Below are 21,255 nucleotides of genomic sequence, written 5' to 3' on the forward strand. Positions count from 1 at the left end.
CTCTAATATTTAAAGCATTGTACACTTTAACTATTGTTTTCAATAAGCACCTCTTAACTCTAAGTCAGCATCAGGTTTGAAATCGGATAACACTCCATCATGCAGTCAAAAGTAATAAAAAATAATGGTAACGTTTACATTAAATTTCAAAAAATATAATAACTCGTGCAAAACTGGCTACAATAACCTAAAATACAACTAATTGACAAAATACAAAGAATATTATCAAACCTGTTCCACACGACATTAACTTTCAAAATCACGTAATAACATGGCACAAAAAAAAGCAAGCCCGGAGGCTTGCTTTTATATTATTTGTATGTGATCAGATTAGTTAACAACAACCGTCATTTGAGCAGTGTTACCCTCGCTGTCTGTGATCGTAATGATAGCAGTTCCGGAAGCAACACCAGTAACAGTTAATCCATCGACAGTGGCAATAGCTTCGTCGCTTGAAGTCGCAGAAGCAAAAGTTGCACCTTCAACTTCAGATTTAAACGTAATGTCAAGTGTACCAGCAACATCAACACCGTTGTTATTAAATTGCCAATAGTTATCAGCGTAAGAAAGGGCTGCGAGAACACCATCTTCATACTTTTGGCCAGATGGAGCTTCAGCATAAACTACTGATTTACCGTTTTCAGTGAAATTAATCACACCTTGATCAGATATTGATGCGATATTCGTATCAGACATTCTGAAAGTAATATTGCCTTCGTCTCCTGGCACATTGGTGTAGAACATCACTTGTACATTTGCATCGTTAATAGCAGTCGCATCGGCGTATTTCATACGAACCTGAGCACGGTTTTTAACTTCTTTATTCGCCTTCGTATTATAAGTTTTCTCGTAACTCTCACCATCGGAAGTATTAAGAACTACCGTGTAAGCATCCTCAGAATATGGAAGATCGTAGAATGAGATATATTTGAATTCACCATTTTTACCATCTGCCGGATCAATTTTTTCATGAACATATGCCGCTGTAAGCGCAGCAGCTTCATCGAATGTCGGAGTCACATAAGGAGCGTCCGCGTTAATATAGGAATATTCATAAACTGTCTTGTCTTGACTCCATGCACCAATCTCAGCAAGGACGTTACCGGCAGCATCTTTAACTTGCACGGATGAAATATCTTCATAAGTCACACCATTTCCAATCTGGATACGATCAGTGATTCTACGACACTCAGCCATGCTGTTTTGTGCAGAAGAAGCATCTCCATACCAAACAGACTCATTTTTAGATGCCTGTATTCCTGAAATTGGACTTGGCATCGTTGTATTGGTAGAGTCTAACACAGTACCCGAGGCATCAACAATATCGAACCAGTAAGACTCGTTTGAAATAAGAGCTGAAACTGTTACAGCAGTATCTGCTACAATAGAACCTACTTCTGCATAGCTAACTGCATCGCCTCTGACGTAATATCCACCATCTACGATAGGGGCACCACGCAAATAAACATTTACACCTGCTGGCACAATACCACTGTTAACACAGGCAATATCCCAGTCGAAAGAAATTGTAGTAAGCGTTCTGTCTGTAGTGGCAAACTGATCGTGAACTGTTGGATTTTTCCATACTGGATCTTCTGATCCCTCAACTGTAATTTTCACCTGAACAGTCACCCCGGCTTTGAACTTATCGCTTCTTCCGGTAGGTTTCATAATAAAAGACCCATTTGTATAATCGGGCAAGAAAAAGAAGTCGATGGCATTTTTATCAGCCTCAAGATCACCTCCTAAGAGCGTAACCTCTCCTGCTTCATCATAAACAACAACATCAGTAACGGTCATCTTTTCAGTATCCCAGGTATACTCAACTGAACCGTTAAGCAAACGAAGCTCTGTAAACGTTGGAGCAGGTTCAGCAGCGATAACTTCCACAGGAATAGTTACTTTAAGACCAGAAGAAGTTCCTGATACCGATACAGTTGTATTTCCACCCCCTACAGCTGTAACAACACCTGTATTGCTGACACTGGCCACAAGAGGATCAGCTGAAGTGAATGTGTAATTTTCCGTAAAAGCTTCACCATCTTTAGTGGTTGACGCAGTGATCGTTTCAGTAACAACATCTCCATCGTTCATGTCTAAGCTAATGGACGTAACATTTGTTGTCATTAGGTAAACCGGTTCTGCCACCTCGTCGTCCTTACATGACACCGCGATAACCCCAAGGATTAAAGCAAGAACTGGCAACCATCTTAGATTTGAAAACGTTTTCTTCATAAGTTGATAAATTTTAATATTAGAAATCAATAGTTAATTGTGATCTAGTTTGGATTACAAACGTAAACAGAAGAATTTAATGCTGCAAGCATTTTGCCGGATAATTTAAGATATTGAAAAGCCTAAATAACAGTTAGTTTCAACAAAACAAGAGCTAACAATCTAATTATCCGAAAGATATAATGTAAACGATTACATTTAATGTTTTGAAAAATGTTTGGCAACATAGCAGCCACACGATAGCGCCGAATTTCAGCTTTCACCCTCTTGGTAAAATATAAAAATCAGCTTTTAATAAACCAAATGGGCTCTAATACACATTTACAAATACCAGTCTAAATACGCTAAACAACAGTTATTAAACAAGATACATCACATTAAGCTTTTATTGTAAACGTTTGCATAACAGTTCTTGCAGTATGGTAAGCTTCTCGGGGAGACTTCGCTGGAGACCGTCGGGCGGGCAATGTTCCTTACAGCGAACTAATGTTTTATTGTGAGTCAGTTCGATGTCCATTTCAACCTGCATTTGTGCTTTGAGCTGCTGCAGCATTCTATGTTATAGCTGCCATGCTTTAATGTATGTTGGTAAACGACCATTGCTGCAGTGCAGTTTTTTGCAAGAAAACAATCCACAGTTATTTGAACGCCCTCAACACCCCTCAAACAATTGACACAGTTAATCTTCACACAAAATCTGAGACACTATCGAGAAATCATGATTTATTCCAGAGAAATCATGATTTATTCCAAGAAAATCATGATTTATTCCAAGAAAATCATGATTTGTTCCAGAGAAATCATGATTTATTCCAAGAAAATCATGATTTATTCCAAAGAAATCATGATTTGTTCCAAGAAAATCATGATTTATTCCAGAGAAATCATGATTTATTCCACAGGAATCATGATTTGTTCCAGGAAAATCATGATTCTTTCCCGGAAAACATTATCCCCAACGGTGCTAAAAAGGTTACCGGGTAGTTTCTGGACGTTGAAACTGGACGGGCACAATGCCAGCAGCCCCTTCCCTTTTTCTTTTTAAACAGATCTTTTGGAGGAGTTTCGACACAAAAAGAGGGAAGCAGTTTTTCTCTGCATCCCTCTTTTTATCGCTTGCGTTATTTCAATAAAATAGACTTAATGCCCGTTAAAGAGTATATAAAGTCCAACCATGACAACAACCAAGGCGATCCACAGGCCGACAACCCCTTTTGAAGGCTTCGACAATTTCCCGTAGTCCAATTCGTTAACGGTATTGCTTGTTTTATCGAGCAATGAAATAACGACAATCAATACCGAGAGAACCACAAATAAAATAAAAGAAAGCAACAGGAAATGAGGCCAAAAGTCATATTGTTCTTTCGGGAAAATCCACAGGTAAAACACTCCGGTTCCAATACTTAAGATCGTTCCTACAGACAAAATAAAGTTGGCAGCTCTGCGCGTTGTTTGTTTCCAAAGCACTCCGGACAAAAAGACAACAGCCATTGGTGGCGCAATGAAACCCAAAATTGCCTGGAACACATCGAACAGGTTCAGGCCTTTAATCGAGTCGATGCCCAATGCCATTAAAACAGCAATAGCGGCTCCCAAAACTGTTACCACCCGACCAATCTGCACAATCTCTTTTTGCGTGGCTTTTGGGCGGAATCGCTTCACATAGATATCCATCGTAAAAACGGTACTGAGAGAGTTCAGTGCTGAATCGATGGTACTCACCAAAGCTGCGATCAACACAGCCATGACCATCCCAATCATCCCGGAAGGCAGCAAACGAGTGACCATCGTCATATACGCTTCGTCCGGGTTCGAAAGATTTGGAAAAAGAACGAAACAAGTGATTCCCGGGATAATGAAAAGAGCAACATCCAGAATCTTTAACCAACCTGTAAAGTTAGCACCAAGCTGCCCCTGCTTCAAATTTTTGGCACCCAAAACCGATTGGACCATCGACTGGTCGGTACACCAAAACCAAACGCCCATTACCGGGTAGCCGAGTACGATAGCCAGCCAGGGATAATTGTCATTGTCCATCGGCAGCAATAAATTCCAGTAATTGCCTGGCGTGTGCTCGAAAACAGCCATCGGTCCTCCGGCTTTCACCAAACCGACAACCGTCAAAAACAAGGAAACAGCTATCAGTAAAATCATCTGAAATACGTTGGTGTAAGCAATTGCTTTCAATCCACCGGCTATAGTGAAAAAGCCAGCGATGCAGACCAGAATAATCACCGAAATCCATAGTGGGAAATTGAGGATTTGCCCAACAAGGATCCCCCCGGCAAAAAGCGTCAGCGCTAACCACGAAATCAGTATGGTCACCAATGTGTACCATGCCAAAATACTTCGTGTCGACTGTCCAAAACGTTTCCCCATAAATTCAGGTAATGTTTGAACATTCGCCCCCAGGTAACGGGGAGCAAAAACCAGCGACAACAGCAAAATAAAAACAAAGGCATACCAGCCAAAGTTTCCGGCAACAATACCGGTTGTATAACCGATGCTGGCCGAAGCAATCAACATCGAAGGTCCAACATTGGTACCCCACATCGTCAGCCCGATGCTGGACCATCCTAAGGTTTTGCCTGCCAAAAACAGATTTTCATCTTCGTCGTGTCCTTTCACAAAACTGACCCAATAGCCAATTCCGATCAGAACAATAAGGTACAGCGCAACGACAATAAAATCGATTGGCTGCAAAAAACTATTGATACTCTCCATGTTGTTTGTTTAGGTATGATTTCGTTTAATTTGGTTTATTTATTTCATAATGGAATATCTTCGAGAAGCGACTTCACCTTGACAGGCACCCCTGTTTTTAGTGATTCTTCCATTGCTTTCATCACAGCGATGGTACCAATTCCCTCCTTTAAATCGGGATAAGCCGTCACTCCTTTTTCCAGACAATCGGCAAAATATTCGAGGTAATTTTGGTATTCTCCGGCATGATGCGACTTGCCTTCAAAACGGAAATAGTGCTTTAGTTTATGGTCGAAGGTGATCAGCTTTTCTTCCCCTGTTTTATCAGTAATTGCATAGCGTAAATCCATGTAATCGCCCTGACTGCATCCTTCGCTTCCACGCAAAATACAGGTCATTTCGCTGTCGCGTTGTTGTGGTTGAATCGGGCAGGTGTAAGTACCGCTAACACTGGCAATTCGGCCATCAGTGGCTTTCAAAATAAAGTGCATCGTATCTTCATTCTTCAGCCCTCCGGCTTTTCCGTTTGGGCTGAGCATTCCATAGCCCATCACTTCTTCAATATTGGGCAAGTACCAACGCACCAAATCCACTGGGTGACTTAATCCGCCATACAACCACTTGAAGCTATCCTGTAACGACCATCCCTTCCCTAAAAACCAGCGATGGTCTGCATTGTAGTTCGCTTCAATGGTTACCAGTTCACCAATTTCCCCGGCAACGTAATCCTGCCGTTGTCGTTTCATAGGCTCGAAAAAACGCGAACTTTGACCAACGAAGACCTTTTTCCCGGTTTCTTCAGAAATCTTTAGCAACTCGGCAGCATCGGCTAAATTATCCAGCAGGGGTTTGGTACACACCACATGTTTACCAGCCGTCAATGCCATCTTAATATGCGTGGCATGTAAATGATCAGGCGTATAAATGCCAATGGCATCAATCTGCGGGTAGTCCAACATTTCCTGAAAATCAAGCGTGTAATTATGAAAGTCGAACTCTTTGCAGCGTTGCTGACAAAGTGCTTCATTTCTGTCGCAAATAGTTTTCAACTCCCATTTCTCACTTTTCAAGGCAGCTGACATCGTGCTTCTGCCTTCCCCCAATCCCAAAATTCCTAGTCGAAGCATATTCTACAGTTTTAAGTTAAAAGTTTACAGTTTTGAGTTACTATCGATATTTTTCAATGATTTTCATGGCCGCTTCAATGTCTTTCTCGTTTTTAAAGTCAACATTGATATGCATTCCCTGGTTACCGACATTGTCCAACAGCGGCTCCAGTTCATCCAGTGTTACCCAGTTGGCCATGATCGATTTCCCACCAGCCAGAATCTTCTTATACAGGTCAAACCAGCAGGGATCGCCGCCTTGTGGCTCACCAACCCCGGGGGTCCACTGGATGGCATTCAGCTCCGGAATATCAAGCAGCATATCCAGGTGGCGCTGTGCTCCCACTCCATCCAAATGATAAAGGGTGTAGTCGATTTTCTCGCATTGCTCCTTGATAAATGGAAAGACAAAGCGCTGGTAATCCTCTTCCGAGATCATGATGGAAATATCAGACTGGACTTTGGCAACCTTGCCCGGTGCCCAAAGCGAGAAATAGCAAAAGGCACTTTCATCGCCCTCGCGGATGATATCGTAAATCCGGTTGAACACCTCGAAATACACCTTATTGATCTGAGCTAGTTGTTGCTCCAATTCATCCGGCTGCATCATCATATCCATCAACACCTCCTGCGTGCCGCGAATACTGGCCAGCACATCCAGCCCTTCAACCAGGTCGGGACAGCCGACATAGTATTTGCCCTGTGCATTGGCTTTACTAGCTTTCAACAGATCGACATGCAGTTTCCACATCGGGTGATTCTCATCAAACTCCAGTTTCATTTCTGTTCCGGCTTTATGGCGGATCCAGATGGTATCTTCTCCGCCATCCAGTTCTGCTCCCATCAACGCGGCCAGCGAGCCGGGGCCCAAGTGCGTATTGGCAATCGGTGGAATGTCGGCTAAAAAGGAGCTGCGAGACAGCAAGTAGTGCAAATTGTCGGCCCGCCATTTGGGGTCGAACCAGTATTGTTGCAGATTTTGAGGTGCTGCAGGTTGTGCAATATTCTCGTAAGGTGTAACACCTTCCTGCAGGTGTTCCCACATACTCAGCACAATGCCTTTACCATTCCACCAATCAGTATAATGTTTCTTGGATTCCTCCCAATTTTTTTTCCAGGTATTCATGTTTCAGTTAGTTTTGGTTTAACGTTATTTTTGGACTTTGAGCAGGTTGGCAAGGATACTGTTGCCCAGGCCGCTGTAAGTTTGATCGAATACAAGCTTTTCAGTTCTGGCAAAATCCATTTCATCGGTATTGCTGACCGGTTCCGGGTAAACAGTGATCTTTGCACCGGCTTTCACCCACACAGGCATTTCATCCAGCGGGCAGTCGAAATTCTTCAGCCATTTGCCGCCGGTTAATTGCCCCCCAGAGAACAAATTTACCCACTCGCCTTCCGGTAAATACACGTCGCGTTTATTGGCACTGTTCATCACCGGGGCAACCATCATATCATCACCGAAATAATACTGGTCGTCGATGTGCCAGCACATTTTATCATTGGCATGATGGAAGATCAAGGCCCGCAACACCGGGTAACCGGTTTGCGTTGTTTTGTCACTTTGCTCCACTAAATAAGGCAGAATTGCATAGCGTAATTTCAACCATTTCCGAACGATTCCGGCAATAGCAGGATATTCATAGGGCTCGCGCTTGGAGGTTCCATGATAACGCAGGTGCGATGAAAACACACCGAACTGGGTCCAGCGCACATACAGATCATCAGGCACCACCGAGTTCATAAAATCGGGGACGCTGTGAAAGCCCGGCACATCGTGGCTCCAGAAACCAAAGCCGGACAAACCGATGTGTAATCCTCCTTTTAGCGATCCGGCCAGTCCATCCCAGGAACAGGCTGAGTCGCCTCCCCAGTGCAGCGGGTAACGCTGGCAACCAGCCCAGCCGGCCCTCGCCCAAACAATACCGTCACCGGTTATTTCTTTGGTCACCTCGTAAGCTGCCTTTTGATAAAGCAAACCATATAAGTTGTTGAGTTTTTCAGGCTCCATACCGTGGTATTTAGCCTGCATATGTATGTCTTCACCAAAATCGGTTTTGATACACAACACGCCCATATCGAGCAGTTCCTTCAGCAATCCCTTGTACCATTCTACAGCCTTGGGATAAGTAAAATCGATGGTGCCTGCGTAGTCCAATGCACTAAAGTTAGACCCGCCTTGCTTTTCGCTTTGCTCAAGAATACACATGTACTTGTTCTGCAATGCTTCTTCACATTGCTCAGCCTCCCGGGCAATATAAGGCATTTGCCACAAGCTCACCTTGTAGCCGTCCTCCCGCAAGTTTTTAATAAACCGCTTTGGATCGGGAAAACGCTCCGGGTTGAATTTCCATTCACAAAGCCAATCCGTGCGAAACCAGCCGGTATCTAAATGAATCACATCACAAGGAAAATCTTCGGCACGCAAACGACGGCAAATCTCATTCACCTCTTCCTCTGAAAAATATGTCATACGGCTCATCCAGGTACCAAAACTCCACAAGGGAAGCTTGGTTGGAAAACCTGTCAGGCAGCGATAGTTATATAAAATTTCTTCAGGTGTGTCGCCACCTAAAAAGAACAGATCCAATACCGGTTCTTCACTCATCAGCTGCACTGAGCGACTGGAATGGTCGGCGATGGAAAACTTCGAATAAGCTGATGTATGCATGAAAACACCATACTTCCGACTCGACAACAGGAAAGGCACATTTTTATACGTTCGGCGATTATTCACGCCCTGCCCGTCCTGATTTTTCAACTGGAATGTTTGTCCGGCCAGGTCCATTTTGGTAAAACGTTCACCGGTTCCTGCAAAACATTCGTCAGCCTCGCAATGAAACGACAATGTTGTACATCGTGTTTCCCCTTCCTTCTCAACATAGGCCAATGCAAATGCATCGTGGCGGGCAGGAAAAAACTGGTCGTAGGCACTTATCCGAATTTCCTTTTCTGCATCGGGATATAACACCAACTCCAAACCTTTGGAAGCTGCCGGTAACAAATCGCTCCAATAGTCCAGTTGAAACGCTTTGCGGTTGATCGATGCTTTTAATTGGCCATCGGCTGTTTGTATTTTCCAGCAATCAGTATCTTCAATAACTTTTAAAGTTTTTTGCTGAACATCAGTATGAAAGTGCAGGATCTCGGAACCTGGCAATTCAGCATTCTCAAAGCCAAATGCCACCCGTAAAATTTTATCGCCATATGCCCGAATACGAAGTTTCGCCATTTGTACAGGACAGTCAGTGTCGGGCTCCAAGTCGTTTTGTGCTTTTTGGCGCTGAAAGGGTATTTCTATCACCGCATCGCCTTGTTCCTCCCGAACAGCGAGCGGTTCTCCACATTTCCAAAGGAACTCGTCCCCCTTGAAGGCAGGGTCGAAATCCAGGAAATCGATTAGTTGATAATTGGTTCGTTTCATTAATTGGTTTTATTTAGGTCGAAAGGCTTACTGTACTTTTACAAAGCGGAACCACAGCGGCCCGTCTTTTTTCAATTTCAATTTCAATTTATAGGTTCCGGCATTGATGATCGTCCCGGTATCTGTCCGGAGACTTCGCCAGCGGTTTATGGCCGGAACGAATTCCAGATCCATCGAACTCATTGGACGACCGTCTTTACTTTCAATCGACATTTCTACCGGAATATCTTCTTCGTAAGGGTTTGAAAAACGGAACTCCAACCCGTATTTCGAGGCCAGTCCAACCTGGAAGGTAAAGATTGCTTCGTCACCAGCTTTCAACAGCTTTTGTGCCGGCTGCTCCAAATATTCCTCCAACACCGTATTGCCGTTTCCTTCAGCATCAGTTGCCTGGTAGGTCACCGAAGGACGTAAATCACGGGCATCGTCCAGCGTACTAACCGGAACAGCAGCAACCAAAGCACAGGCAACAGATCCCTGGTTTGCATCAAGCGTCACGGGTTCTCCTGCCTTTATTCTTTTTTGGTACAATTGGTATTCAATTTCACCATTCCGGGTAATCTTCACACCTGTCTTAGGAGATATTCTAAATCCATCGGGGATTAAATTGGTATCAATTAAAGCGAGGTAAATATCAGCCTCGGCAGCAACCGAGAATTCGAGTTTTTCCGCATTTTCGACATTTCCAGGTTTCAACCACTCAGTACCATAGAGCACTGGTGCTAATGACGAAAATAAACAAGTACCGGCGCCATCAATTGACTCACCTGTATTCAACCAATTTTCAGCGGTCCAGCTTTTGTTTTTTGTGCTAGGTTGAATGAGCGTTTTAGATGCCGGTGCAGCTTTTAACGTGTTGTCGACAGTTGAAATGGCAATAGCTGAAATCACAGCTTGCCCTGATTTTACGGTTGGAAACGACAGATCCAATTGGCCATCGGTTATCGAAACTGGAATTTTCTTTTTCAGCAAACGGTCGTGACCTACTTCCTTCCAGATGTCGAGGTCTTTCAACACAACTTCACCGTTAACAGCCACATCAAATACCCGCCAATCTTCGCAAACAGCACCACCGCCGGTACCAAACCAAGGCTCTATGAAATACAGCTCCAGTTCGTAATCGCCATCTTCCAGCGGAAAATGATAACCCAGTTTATGTTGCCCGTAACGGAAGGTTTGCAGCAACGGCCACTCTTTCGTTCCCTGTATTGGATCGTAAGTTTGGCGTTGACTACCATAGAAAGCCGGTAAGCCGGGATAATCGTCCGTCCAGTTGCGCGATCCCCAGCTGTCACCGCCATCCCAGCGAACATCAGCCATCCAGGTATTTCCCGATTGGTCGGCATAGTCTGCTCCTCCGCAATTTACCCGATAGATGTAGTTGCGACCTTGACTCCCTTGTTCCGGTGCAATTTTACCAGCCAACAATTCAATATTTTTAGCCTCGGGAAGATGATGCAATACGATTACATCCTGCGCCACTTCTTTGCCATCAACATAGCCAACAGCCATTAGTACATCATTTTGAATGTCGACATCATTAAACACAAAGTGATGGCCTCGTCCCGGATTCTTTTGCTTTCCAAACGATATTTCACGAACGCCGTTAAACAATTCAACTTCGTCGCAGTTAGAGAATACCCGAATGCCGTTTTTCAGGCCAGGTTCCGTCCAGCGATCGGGCCATGTGTGCGATACAATGTAAACCATCGGCTCGGTCTCTTTGGGCGCATAATTTGCGCGAAACATGTAATATCCGTCGAGTGGTTCACCCCAGGCCGAAAGCAATCCTTTGTAGTTCACCGGACCGACGCGATCCAGCTCACGAAATCCTTCACCTCCCTGTGTGCGCCCGGGATTTTCATGCGAATTCAACAACCAGTGATACTGTCCACAAACACGATCTTTCACTTTTTCAGCCAGACGAATCTTTGTCTCCATCAGCAAATTGAAACGGTCTTCACTCCACGGACCATCCTGTTCAAAGTCCCCTTCGGTATGAAAATCAATACTTCTCCATGCTCCATATTCTCCGTTCAGCAATTGTTTCGAAAGCTCCTGGTCGTATTCAAACGGCTTTCCGCCGTAGGTTCCCGACCAGTTTTGAATGACATTCCAGTCGGTTCCTTCCCCTCCATTGCAAGTTGTTACCAATCGTTGTGAGCTGGTTGTTGGATCCAACTTGCGGATTAAGTCTGTACATTCCTCAGCAAATTCTTTTGGGAGAGTACTCTCGTTTTCAAGTCCCCATAGGATAACAGACGGACTGTTTCGGCGCTCGCGCACCCAGTCGGTCATCAGCTGCTTAAAATTCTTCTTAAAATCGGGATTATCGAACCAAATGTGTGCAGCCATCTGGGTCCACCACAAAATTCCCAGGCTATCCCAATATTCCTGGTATCGGAAGTTATGCGGTTGGTGAGCATCTCGAAACGAGTTATAACCGGCGCCCACAATTTGTTGAACGCGGGCTTTAATTTGCTTATCGGTAAAAGCATGACTACGGCCCATAAGGTGTTCATACTCGGCAGTTCCGTTAATGTAAACCGGCTTTCCGTTCAGGTAAAAGCAGTTCGTTGCACCTTCGTGATTCACATCCCATTCTATCCATCGGATACCGTAGGGGGTGCCCAGTTTATCCAGCAATTCTTTGCCTTTGTAAACCGACGTTTCAACCGTATACAAATACGGATTTTCGATCGACCAAAGAATTGGGTTTTCGATTGATGTGAGCTGCTGACTGATAGTGTCTGTAACTCCCGGTTTTGCGGTAATTTTTGAGACAACTTCTTTTACAAGCTGGCCATCAACATCCAATAAGCGGCTGACAACTTTCAGCTTTTGTGGCTGTGAACCGTAGTTACGAAGCTCTGTTGTCAGGTTCAGTTCAGCTTCTTTTTCGCTGACATTATTGTCGTTCCAAATGTGCACACCAAAGGGTTCGATTCGAACTTTATCGGTTACAATCAAGTGAACAGGTCGAAAAATCCCTAAAGGCTGTGATCCCTCAGAGAATCCCCACTCGGCGCTACAACCGCCGCAAACCCAAGGCAGGTCGCGAATTTCGGTTGGATGATCTACTTTCACCAGCAGTTCATTGTCGCCGGCTTTTAGTGCTTTGGTAATGTCGAGCGTAAAACTTGTGCGCCCCCCGGCATGGTAACCGATAGAGTCGCCATTGAGCCAAACAGTAGCATAAGATCCCACCCCCTCAAACCACAGAAAATACTGTTTATCCTGTTCCAGCTTGTCAACTGTCAGGTTCTTTCGATACAAAGCTGAGCCGTGCAAATTACCATGAACCATCCGTCGATAGCCTGCGTAATCATCCCAGTTGTGCGGCACATCAACCGGTTTCCAGTCACTCTCTGAAAAGCGATTGTCAGAATAATAAACGAATGCTTTCTCTTCATCGAGCAAAAGCGTTCTCCATTGCTCGTTTAAGTTAACTTGCTTTCGCACCGGCTGCTGTTTATCCAGTGGTTGGGCATTGCTGAATTGTGCATTCAGCAAGCAGGTAAATGCCAAAACACCACCCTTAACAAGTTGCGCTATTCGACTTCTATTTTTATGTTTTAATCGACCAATCATGAATCTCTATTTTGCTAGTTTCAGGATGTACGTTTTTCCGGCTTCCGTTGGCAGATCGTAGCTAAAAGTCTCCGCCAGATTCACCGGTTCCAGTTTTGCTTTGTTTGAAATCAAAGGCTTTTTCACCTCACTCAGTTGGTAGAACGGATTTTCATTTTCTCCCTGAGCAACTATTAACTTCTTCCCGTTACTGCTCATTAACTGATTCAGCGAACGGATACGACAATTACCACCCAATTTTGAAAGCAGCTCCACTTCGGCAACTTTTCCGTTTTCCCATTTAATATCGATTTCAAAACCTCCGCGAGCCACTAGCCCGGCAATCTCTCCATCCTTCCACTGATCAGGCAAAGCCGGAAGAATGTCGATACAACCATCGTAGCTTTGCATTAGTATTTCGGCAATACCTGTAGTGCATCCAAAATTGCCATCAATCTGGAAAGGTGGATGTGCATCAAACAGGTTCGGATAAGTGCCACCGTGCTCTTTTCCGCCACCCGGAGGTACAGAAGGCGACAACTGATCACCAATTAATTTCAGAGCATGATTACCATCGCGGAAGCGAGCCCACAAATTCACTTTCCAGCCCATTGACCAGCCTGTAGACTCGTCGCCACGATATTCCAATGAGTTTTTGGCAGCCTGAAATAACTCGGGTGTGCGGAATGGTGAAATTTGGTTACTCGGGAACACAGCATACAAATGCGAAACGTGACGGTGATTATCATCAGCCCGGTCCCAATCTTTAATCCATTCCTGTAATTGACTGATTTTTCCAATTTGGAGGGGCGGCAAACGATCTTTTGTCGTTGCTAACGTATCGGCAAATGCCGTATCTGTATCTAATATTTTGGATGCCTCAATGACATTTGAGAAAAGGTCGAATACCAGTTCGTTGTCGCAGGTATTTCCTACTCCAACATTAATACCCGGTAAATAGCTGTTTTCGGGCGACACAGAAGGGCCAATCACCAACCAACCATGCTCAGGTTCTTCAATCAAGATATCCAGCAAGAATTCTGCAGCACCTTTCATCGCCGGATAGACTTCTTTAAGGAAGCTTTTGTCGCCTGTATACTGATAGTGCTCCCACAAATGCTGGCAAACCCATGCCCCGCCGGTTGGCCACATACCCGACCGTGCCCAGTCAATAGGGCCAGTCACCCGCCAAATATCGGTATTGTGGTGAAGTACCCAACCACGAGCATTGTATAATACGCGGGCAGTTTCCTGTCCACTCACCGACAACTCTTTTACCATATTCAGAAAGGGCTCATGCAGTTCCGACAAGTTGGTCAGTTCGGCTGGCCAGTAGTTCATTTCAGCATTAATGTTACAGGTATATTTGCTATCCCAGGGAGGTGTTACCCGATCGTTCCAGATCCCTTGCAGGTTCAATGGCTGTCCACCTGGTTGCGAACCCGAGATCATCAGGTAACGGCCAAACTGAAAGTATAAGCTTACCAGCTGCGGATCGTCGCCACCTTTAAAGCGTTCAACCCGAATATCAGTTGGAAAAGCAGAGGCTTCACTATCGCCTAAATCAATGCTTACACGATCGAAATAGCTTTTGTAGATTTCCGCATGTTTCGCTTTTGAATTTTCAAAATCACCAGACATCGCTTCGTGTAAAATATCTTCAGCTTTCGCCAGTCCGTCGCCGCTAATATCCTTGTAGTTAATGAAATTCGTTCCTATTGAAATGAAAACCGTTGCTCTGTTTGCTCCGGTAATAATCAACTCATTGCCGTCCAACATCATCTGGCCGCCATCGATCTGAGGTTTAACCAGCGCGTGGAAGCGAACCCGTCCAATTTCTCCTTCGTGATCATCGGTAATTCCCGACAAATGAATGGTTGAATCCTTTTCCATGTTCACACGACTGCGAAGGCCGCAATCGAGTCCCATTTTGAAGTTGATCTTTCCTTCTTCGTCAGCTGTCAGGTTCACCATGATGGTGTTGTTATCGAGTGAAGCGATGTACTCACGGGAATAGTTCACCTTGTTCAGGCGATACTCCACCTTCGTAACGGCATTTTCAATATCAAGCTCGCGGTAGTAGTTCTTCACTTCACCTTGCTCAGGGAAAGTCAACCACAGGTTACCAACAGGTTGGTACATCATCCCGTTATTAGGGGAACGCTTTTCCGCATTGGCCAAACCGTCAGCTTCCTGGTACTTTCTTTCGAAGAACAACTTAACAATCTCCGGCATTACATCAGCAATTTCCGGATTAATATTTTGGTTTGGGCCTCCCGACCAAACGGTTTCTTCATTTAGTTGAATCTGATCAACATCTGTTCCTCCATATACCATCGCACCTAAGCGTCCGTTCCCAATCGGGAGCGCTTCATTCCAATTTGAAGCCGGTCGTTTATACCAAAGCTTCATCTTGCCATCGGACTGTGCCATTCCGCTTAATCCAAAACAAACCAATGTCAGCAGTATTAAAACACGCCTCCTCACACATCCGCTAGCTATTCTTATTCTTTTCATCTTTATTATTTTTCGTCTCCGGTCTATTAACCTGGTATCTCTTTTGTTTGTGCTTAATAGAAAAGCCAGTCAACGGCCGGTCCATTCGGATCATCGACCATACCGGCATCGTGAATTTCAATGTCTTGTCCTGCATCCATAAAGCCCAGAATCAGCACCCGGCCTTTACCTAAACCCAATTCCTGCTCACCGGCGTCAAAGCGATAGGTGTAAACATTCACCGGGTACAATCCCGGCAGGTCGATCGCATTGGCAATTTTAATATCTGCCTGTCCGCGATCGTTGGCATTTGCATTCGTTTCGAGCGTTGGTGGTTCTAAAACGGTGTAGCTGTTTGTGTTAAAATAGCCCACCACTACCTTCACCGATTTTTCAGATTTAAAGCGAAGAACAGTTCCGTTTTCGCGCTGCTCATTATCCGAAAATTTCACGCCCGACAAGCCGTTTAATTCGTCAGCTACTGCTGCTATTGTCGCTTTATTGTCGGTGTACACCTTCTCGCCTGGGGTCAATGGATAGCGTTTCACGCCTGCATTGAGGACCTGTACATTAACCGACTTCAATTGTGGGTAATCAGACTTCACTTCTCCAACATTGTCCTTCAGCATTTGCAAATTGCGCTTGAAGTTATCGACCTCCGTTTGATAATGTGGCAACAGTTCCTCCCATATTTTATTGGTTCCGTCGATCCCCGAAATCGGAATGCGACGTTGGGCTGTTTGCATGCTGTTCGCATACAGGTAAGTGTCTTTAGTGAGATCAACCAACTTTTGATAATGCTCCAAACTCTTCACCAAATGCGGCAATGCAAATTCCAGGTCATCAATTTTGTTTGAATACTTGTACTTGAGTACCAACATGGCCGCTTTCACCTTCTCGGCAAAGCAATCGGCAAAAGCCTGGTAGCAGTGCATATCGTTTTGAAGTCGTGCAAACTCCACTGTATTCTCTGTGATTTGGGTTGAAACGGCATCGATAGCTTCCACCGCTTTCCGCCCATTCGCAGTCACTTCGTCGATAATTCCCGACGGAGTTTCACCTTCGTGCGCTTCACCTTTAAATTCCTTTTCAGCATAAACCTGCAACACTTCTTTCACAGGGCCGCTCGATGTCCAGAAGTTGCTGTATACATTGTATTTCTGCGGATTGACTAATTGCCCCATAAACATACCCAGCAACAAAGTCTGGCGGTTACCATCCGAAATCCCGAATGTGCGCAGCAGCTTAGGTGCAATTTCACCACTTTCTTCGTAAGCCGTCAAAATGTTTTCACCGGCTGTTTTGCTGCCGTAAAATTCATTCAACTTCCCCGACCAGTAATTCACTTCCTCCAGGCTGTCACGCTTCGCTTTCCAGGCATAACGTCCCCAGGCGCCATACCAGATCCAGTCGCGATCCATTTCCAGCAACCTGTTGTCGGTTTTATCGGCCGAGTATGGCCAATCCCAGTATGAAGCCTGTGGATATACATGCACACCATTTGCTCCCTGATCACGGTGCATAGCCTGTACACTCTTTTGAATGAAGTCGGGCGAACCATAGCGGAATGGTTCCAGATTGGCCAAGATGTGCACATTTGAAATATGCACCGATCCCAGCTGGCTAAGCGCCGTCGGAATAGATGACCAGGAATCACGCGGCGTATATGTTGTGAGCGATTCACCATTGTACTTAAACATCGTGTACAGGTTTTTATAAATCGGCAAAGCGGCGCCCATCACGCGTTTGGCGTCGGTGTCGTGCCCACGCAACACAATCGGAGGTTCGTGGTCAGATCCCAAAGCTTTCAGGCCGTCCTGAACACCGGGGATAATGGTTTTGGTGAACCAGTCCACATCGTCATCAATGGTATTCATCGCTTCACCCAAAGTTACCAGCAAACCAACATTCGGATAATTTTCGATAAAGGCGGCGATACTTTTCCGCGTGTAATCAGCAATCAAAGGCGTGATTGGCCGGCTGCGATCCTGCGTTTTCAGGTTGTTGTGCTCGGCAAACGGTTTGGAAAGGATGATATTATAGAACATTTGAATCACCCAGATCCCCCGCTTATCTGCCTCTTTGGTCAGGAACGCAAACATCTCCTTATTCTTTTCAAAGGTTGCATCGTCGACCTCAACGGCATACGGATAATCTTTCAGCTTCACGAGTGAGGCAAATGGATGGCCATTCCACAAATACAAGGAATTATAGCGGTTTTCAACCATCATATCGAGATACTTGATCCAAAGCTTTTTGTCGTAAAACCAAGGAAAATTCTCCGGTGTATAGGGATATTCGTAAACGCCCCTTCCCGGCAAATAAGTTGTTTTCTGCAGTCCGATACAAGTACCGCGCATGACCATCTCCGGCTGATCGGCCAAATTGATGTCAGCAGGAAGTTCTCCCTTTTCTTTCAACTGATCGGCCAGATACAAACAACCATATAATATCCCGCTGATTCCGGTAGCGGTCACCTGAATGTTGCTGCCTTTACTTTCGATGGCATAGGCCTCTTCTGACAAATTAGCTCTACCATCATCCACCTTCGTTGTATCTTTTTGAATCTGTTGCAGGATAATTTTCGCGTCTTTTGTATCATCCGCAACTGTAGTAATTTCAACCTGATAACCGGCTACTGACAACCGGGCTGAAAGCTGCTCAACGGCGTACTTTTCGCGCGGGCTGCTTTGTTCTGATACGATGACTACTTTCCCTTTTCCAGTGCAAGCCCAGAACGTAATCAGGGTAACAAGAAGGTATAAACTGTGTTTTATTCGTTGAAAATTCATCCGTTTTCTGTTATTTCAAATTGAATGATTGTCGTTACTTTTCCCTCGGTTGAACAGGATCCAGAAAAACCCAGGTTTCACCAGGTTCTGTTCCTTCTATTCCTTCCTGGTATTTACTCATGATGTTGTTCCACTCGACCATGCGGGGATTGTTTTCCACCGTTTTGGGATCAAGCTCATCAAGGGTTTTATCTGCTGGAATTGAAATGACGAGCATCAATTGGCGACCTGTTCTGAAAACCAGCAATTGTTGAAAGCCGGCATAGCAAAAACCTTCTGCCACCTCGGGCCACTCGTCAAACTGAACAGCATGGTAGTGGATGTACTCAGCCTGCGCCACCGAATCGTCAACCAGATTAGCAGTCAGCAGGTAATCGCGCCAAGGTTTCACAACCGAGCTATCGCCGCAATCCTTTGTCCGATCAAATGCGTAAAAGGGTGCGTTGTAATATTTTATCTGCAGCTTGATTCCTGTTTTTAAAATCTTCTTGCTCAGGCCGCTTGTATCGGCAGCTTCTCCAAACAGCACCAAGTGGTTTTTCCAGCGATAGCTATCCAATCCTGTTTCGCCCAGCTGGTCCGCAAGAGAATCAACAAGCGGTTCCTCTTCCAGAATCAACTCAATGGCAACCCGGTAACTTTCCGCTGTTGACTCCTCTCCGGCTACTGTTACCTTTTTACCGGACTGATTACAGGAAGCCAAGAGGAGCAAAATGAAGTATCCTCCGAAAACTCGAATTAAATTGATCTTTTTCATATTCTTGACTTCCGTTTAATGGAATACATCGCGTTCTTTAAAACCTTTCGGGTGAATGCTGATTCGTTCAGGTTCTTCTTCCGGGATAATATCTTTGTACTCATCCTCAATTCCCGCATTCTCGATTACTTTCTGTGCTACCTCCGGAAATTCATCTTCGCGAAAAGCGTAGGTTTCTTCAATGATATCGTTCGTACCATTGTCCATCAATAGGTTATTTTTTACATAATTTTCGCGAGCAGTAATATCGTGGCACCGCTTAGTCCACAGGTGCAACCACATCCATTTGTAACTATCGTTACCGATCACATTTCGTGTAATGGTCAGATAAGCAGATCCATCGTCAGGATAAATACAACGTGGCCCGTTAAATATGTAGTTACCTTCGACCACCGTTCCCGGTTGCTCACCAAGCAGGTAAATAATTCCACCATCATCTAATACCTGGTGCGTATTACCGGCTCTGTTGAAACTGATGCTGTTATTCTTTGCAACGGTCGATGCCGGAATCTCAGAGTTCCCCCACCACCAACCGCAAACAATGGCTCCGTAGGGTGTCCACTCAATATCGTTGTGCTCTATTTTTGTATTCGCCACGAAAAAAGCTGTAATCCCTTCGAATTGCCGGAAATCGAGACTTACATTCCGCAAATAATTATTGGCTATTTGATTGTTTTCGCACAGCCCTTCTATGCCGGCCAGGTAAATGGCGCCATCACCTGGTTTGTATGTGGGTACATAGGTATCGCCATTCGATGACGTATATGAATAAGTAGCATCGTCACGGTTGTTGTCATTGCCATTGATCACTGAACCTGCATCAGCGAGCAGCAGATCGCCATGTTGCACGGCAGCGCTTTCGCCGGATATAGCATCGCCAATCTTATAGTGCTGCGGGTGTCCTACGTTAACAGCATTCCCGAGCAAGTCCTGAAAATAGTTTCCTTCTACCCGGCTGTCTGTTACATCATTTACCAAATTGATGGCAGTACCTGAGCTAATGCCAACGAAGCGATTTCGAACGCACTCAATATTTTCGGCATTTTCAACCTGAATTGTTCCGGGTGGAACATCTGTACTGTTGTATTCGGTGGTATGCCAATTTCCACCGGGGATATATTTCACTGCTAAGCCCAAACTTTGAATACCGGCCAAACCATGTGATCCGGCCACTTCCATTAACGACCAATGGTCGTATGAAAAAATGATTCCTTCAAGGCGAATATTTTTGACCCGGTCTGTAGTCGATTTTCCCTTTACTTCAACTAAACCCTCTACTGTCGGAGCAATCACTTCAGCTGTGGCCATGTCTTCGCCATCACTGTAATAGTAAAGTGTTTTTGTATGACGGTCGAAATAGAACTCTCCCGGTGAATCCAGTAATTCAAAAGCATTGCGAATCACAAAACTCTTTTCGTAATTAATCTTGCCTGCCCAGGCCATGGTTGTTGCAATGGCGCCATAGGGCTGCTGCAGCTTGATCACAGTCGTATCAGCAATCTGCTCCATTTCACGAGCGCACAAAATCTTCTCAGTCCAGATATTGAATTGTACCAACTCAACATCGTCAGCATTGGAAAACGGCTGAATATCGGATGCAGCAAACTTAATTCCGTCTATCGCAGAGCCAGCACCAAAAGCCCAATCTTCATCACCGTCGATTTCGAAGGTTCCCCAATCCCCCAGACCATTAACCGGCACATCTGTTCCAGCCATATGCATCCGTTTGCCATTTACAAACAACGAACGCAGCTTTGTGTCACGATCCAGACTGGCCTTGTAAATGTTGCCATCATACTGTTCCCAACCGGTTACCTGAACACCACCGCTCACAACAACTTTGGCCCCCTCTGCTGAGCGGATGATTGTTGGAGACTCCTTTGTACCGGAATCGTCGGGGCCAATTACAATTGATTCATTTAAATCGTACGTCCCCTCTGCCAAAATAATTTGAATGCCGTTTTTGACAGCCGATTGATTTTCCTTACGAAGCTCTCTCGCCTTTTCCAAAGCCTTCCGGATGGTTAACAAGGGCTTTTTCTCAGTACCCGAATTGGAATCTTTACCGTTAGGTGAAACCCAAATATCAGCTGCTGATACTGACAAGCTAAAGGCCGCCACCAGTATCGAAGCAAGTATGGTTTTAAGTTTAAATCGTTTCATGGTTTGTTT

Annotated in this window: 11 protein-coding genes; 1 reads left to right on the forward strand and 10 read right to left on the reverse strand. The window is 45.0% G+C overall.

Annotated elements, in window-relative coordinates; all coding sequences use genetic code 11:
* Positions 1 to 330 precede the first annotated feature (330 nt).
* Entirely contained in the window at positions 331 to 2,235 is a 1,905-nt protein-coding gene (locus GJV22_RS10045; RefSeq protein ID WP_163712471.1) for a hypothetical protein, read from the reverse strand.
* 718 nt (positions 2,236 to 2,953) lie between these two features.
* Between GJV22_RS10045 and GJV22_RS10050 the strand changes: the two genes are divergently transcribed.
* On the forward strand, positions 2,954 to 3,280 hold the full coding sequence (locus GJV22_RS10050) for a hypothetical protein (RefSeq protein WP_163712474.1): 327 nt from the start codon (positions 2,954 to 2,956) through the stop codon (positions 3,278 to 3,280).
* Positions 3,281 to 3,375: 95 nt separating this feature from the next.
* Here GJV22_RS10050 and GJV22_RS10055 read toward each other — a convergent pair whose 3' ends face one another.
* Genes GJV22_RS10055 through GJV22_RS10095 form a run of 9 tightly spaced genes read right to left on the reverse strand, consistent with a single transcriptional unit; the run spans position 3,376 to position 21,246 of the window.
* Entirely contained in the window at positions 3,376 to 4,959 is a 1,584-nt protein-coding gene (locus GJV22_RS10055; protein ID WP_163712477.1) for an SLC5 family protein, read from the reverse strand.
* Between the two features lie 44 nt (positions 4,960 to 5,003).
* Positions 5,004 to 6,065: a Gfo/Idh/MocA family protein gene (locus GJV22_RS10060; RefSeq protein ID WP_163712480.1), complete on the reverse strand. Its 1,062-nt coding sequence runs from the start codon at positions 6,063 to 6,065 to the stop codon at positions 5,004 to 5,006.
* Positions 6,066 to 6,105: 40 nt separating this feature from the next.
* On the reverse strand, positions 6,106 to 7,170 hold the full coding sequence (locus GJV22_RS10065; protein ID WP_163712483.1) for a uroporphyrinogen decarboxylase/cobalamine-independent methonine synthase family protein: 1,065 nt from the start codon (positions 7,168 to 7,170) through the stop codon (positions 6,106 to 6,108).
* A gap of 24 nt (positions 7,171 to 7,194) precedes the next feature.
* Positions 7,195 to 9,468 (reverse strand): glycoside hydrolase family 31 protein, encoded by a 2,274-nt coding sequence (locus tag GJV22_RS10070; protein ID WP_163712486.1) that lies wholly within the window; start codon positions 9,466 to 9,468, stop codon positions 7,195 to 7,197.
* Between the two features lie 27 nt (positions 9,469 to 9,495).
* On the reverse strand, positions 9,496 to 13,059 hold the full coding sequence (locus tag GJV22_RS10075) for a malectin domain-containing carbohydrate-binding protein (protein ID WP_163712488.1): 3,564 nt from the start codon (positions 13,057 to 13,059) through the stop codon (positions 9,496 to 9,498).
* A 6-nt stretch (positions 13,060 to 13,065) separates the two neighbouring features.
* Positions 13,066 to 15,555, reverse strand: a complete 2,490-nt coding sequence (locus tag GJV22_RS10080) for a glycoside hydrolase family 95 protein (protein ID WP_163712490.1) — start codon at positions 15,553 to 15,555, stop codon at positions 13,066 to 13,068.
* A gap of 53 nt (positions 15,556 to 15,608) precedes the next feature.
* Positions 15,609 to 18,326: an alpha-d-galacturonidase gene (locus GJV22_RS10085; RefSeq protein WP_205461823.1), complete on the reverse strand. Its 2,718-nt coding sequence runs from the start codon at positions 18,324 to 18,326 to the stop codon at positions 15,609 to 15,611.
* 34 nt (positions 18,327 to 18,360) lie between these two features.
* On the reverse strand, positions 18,361 to 19,083 hold the full coding sequence (locus GJV22_RS10090) for an L-rhamnose mutarotase (protein ID WP_163712494.1): 723 nt from the start codon (positions 19,081 to 19,083) through the stop codon (positions 18,361 to 18,363).
* Between the two features lie 15 nt (positions 19,084 to 19,098).
* Positions 19,099 to 21,246 carry a right-handed parallel beta-helix repeat-containing protein gene (locus tag GJV22_RS10095; protein WP_163712496.1) on the reverse strand — a complete coding sequence of 716 codons (2,148 nt, stop codon included), beginning with the start codon at positions 21,244 to 21,246 and terminating at the stop codon, positions 19,099 to 19,101.
* Positions 21,247 to 21,255: the final 9 nt, after the last annotated feature.

Source organism: Mangrovibacterium lignilyticum, from assembly GCF_010882175.1.
GTDB lineage: Bacteria > Bacteroidota > Bacteroidia > Bacteroidales > Prolixibacteraceae > Mangrovibacterium > Mangrovibacterium lignilyticum.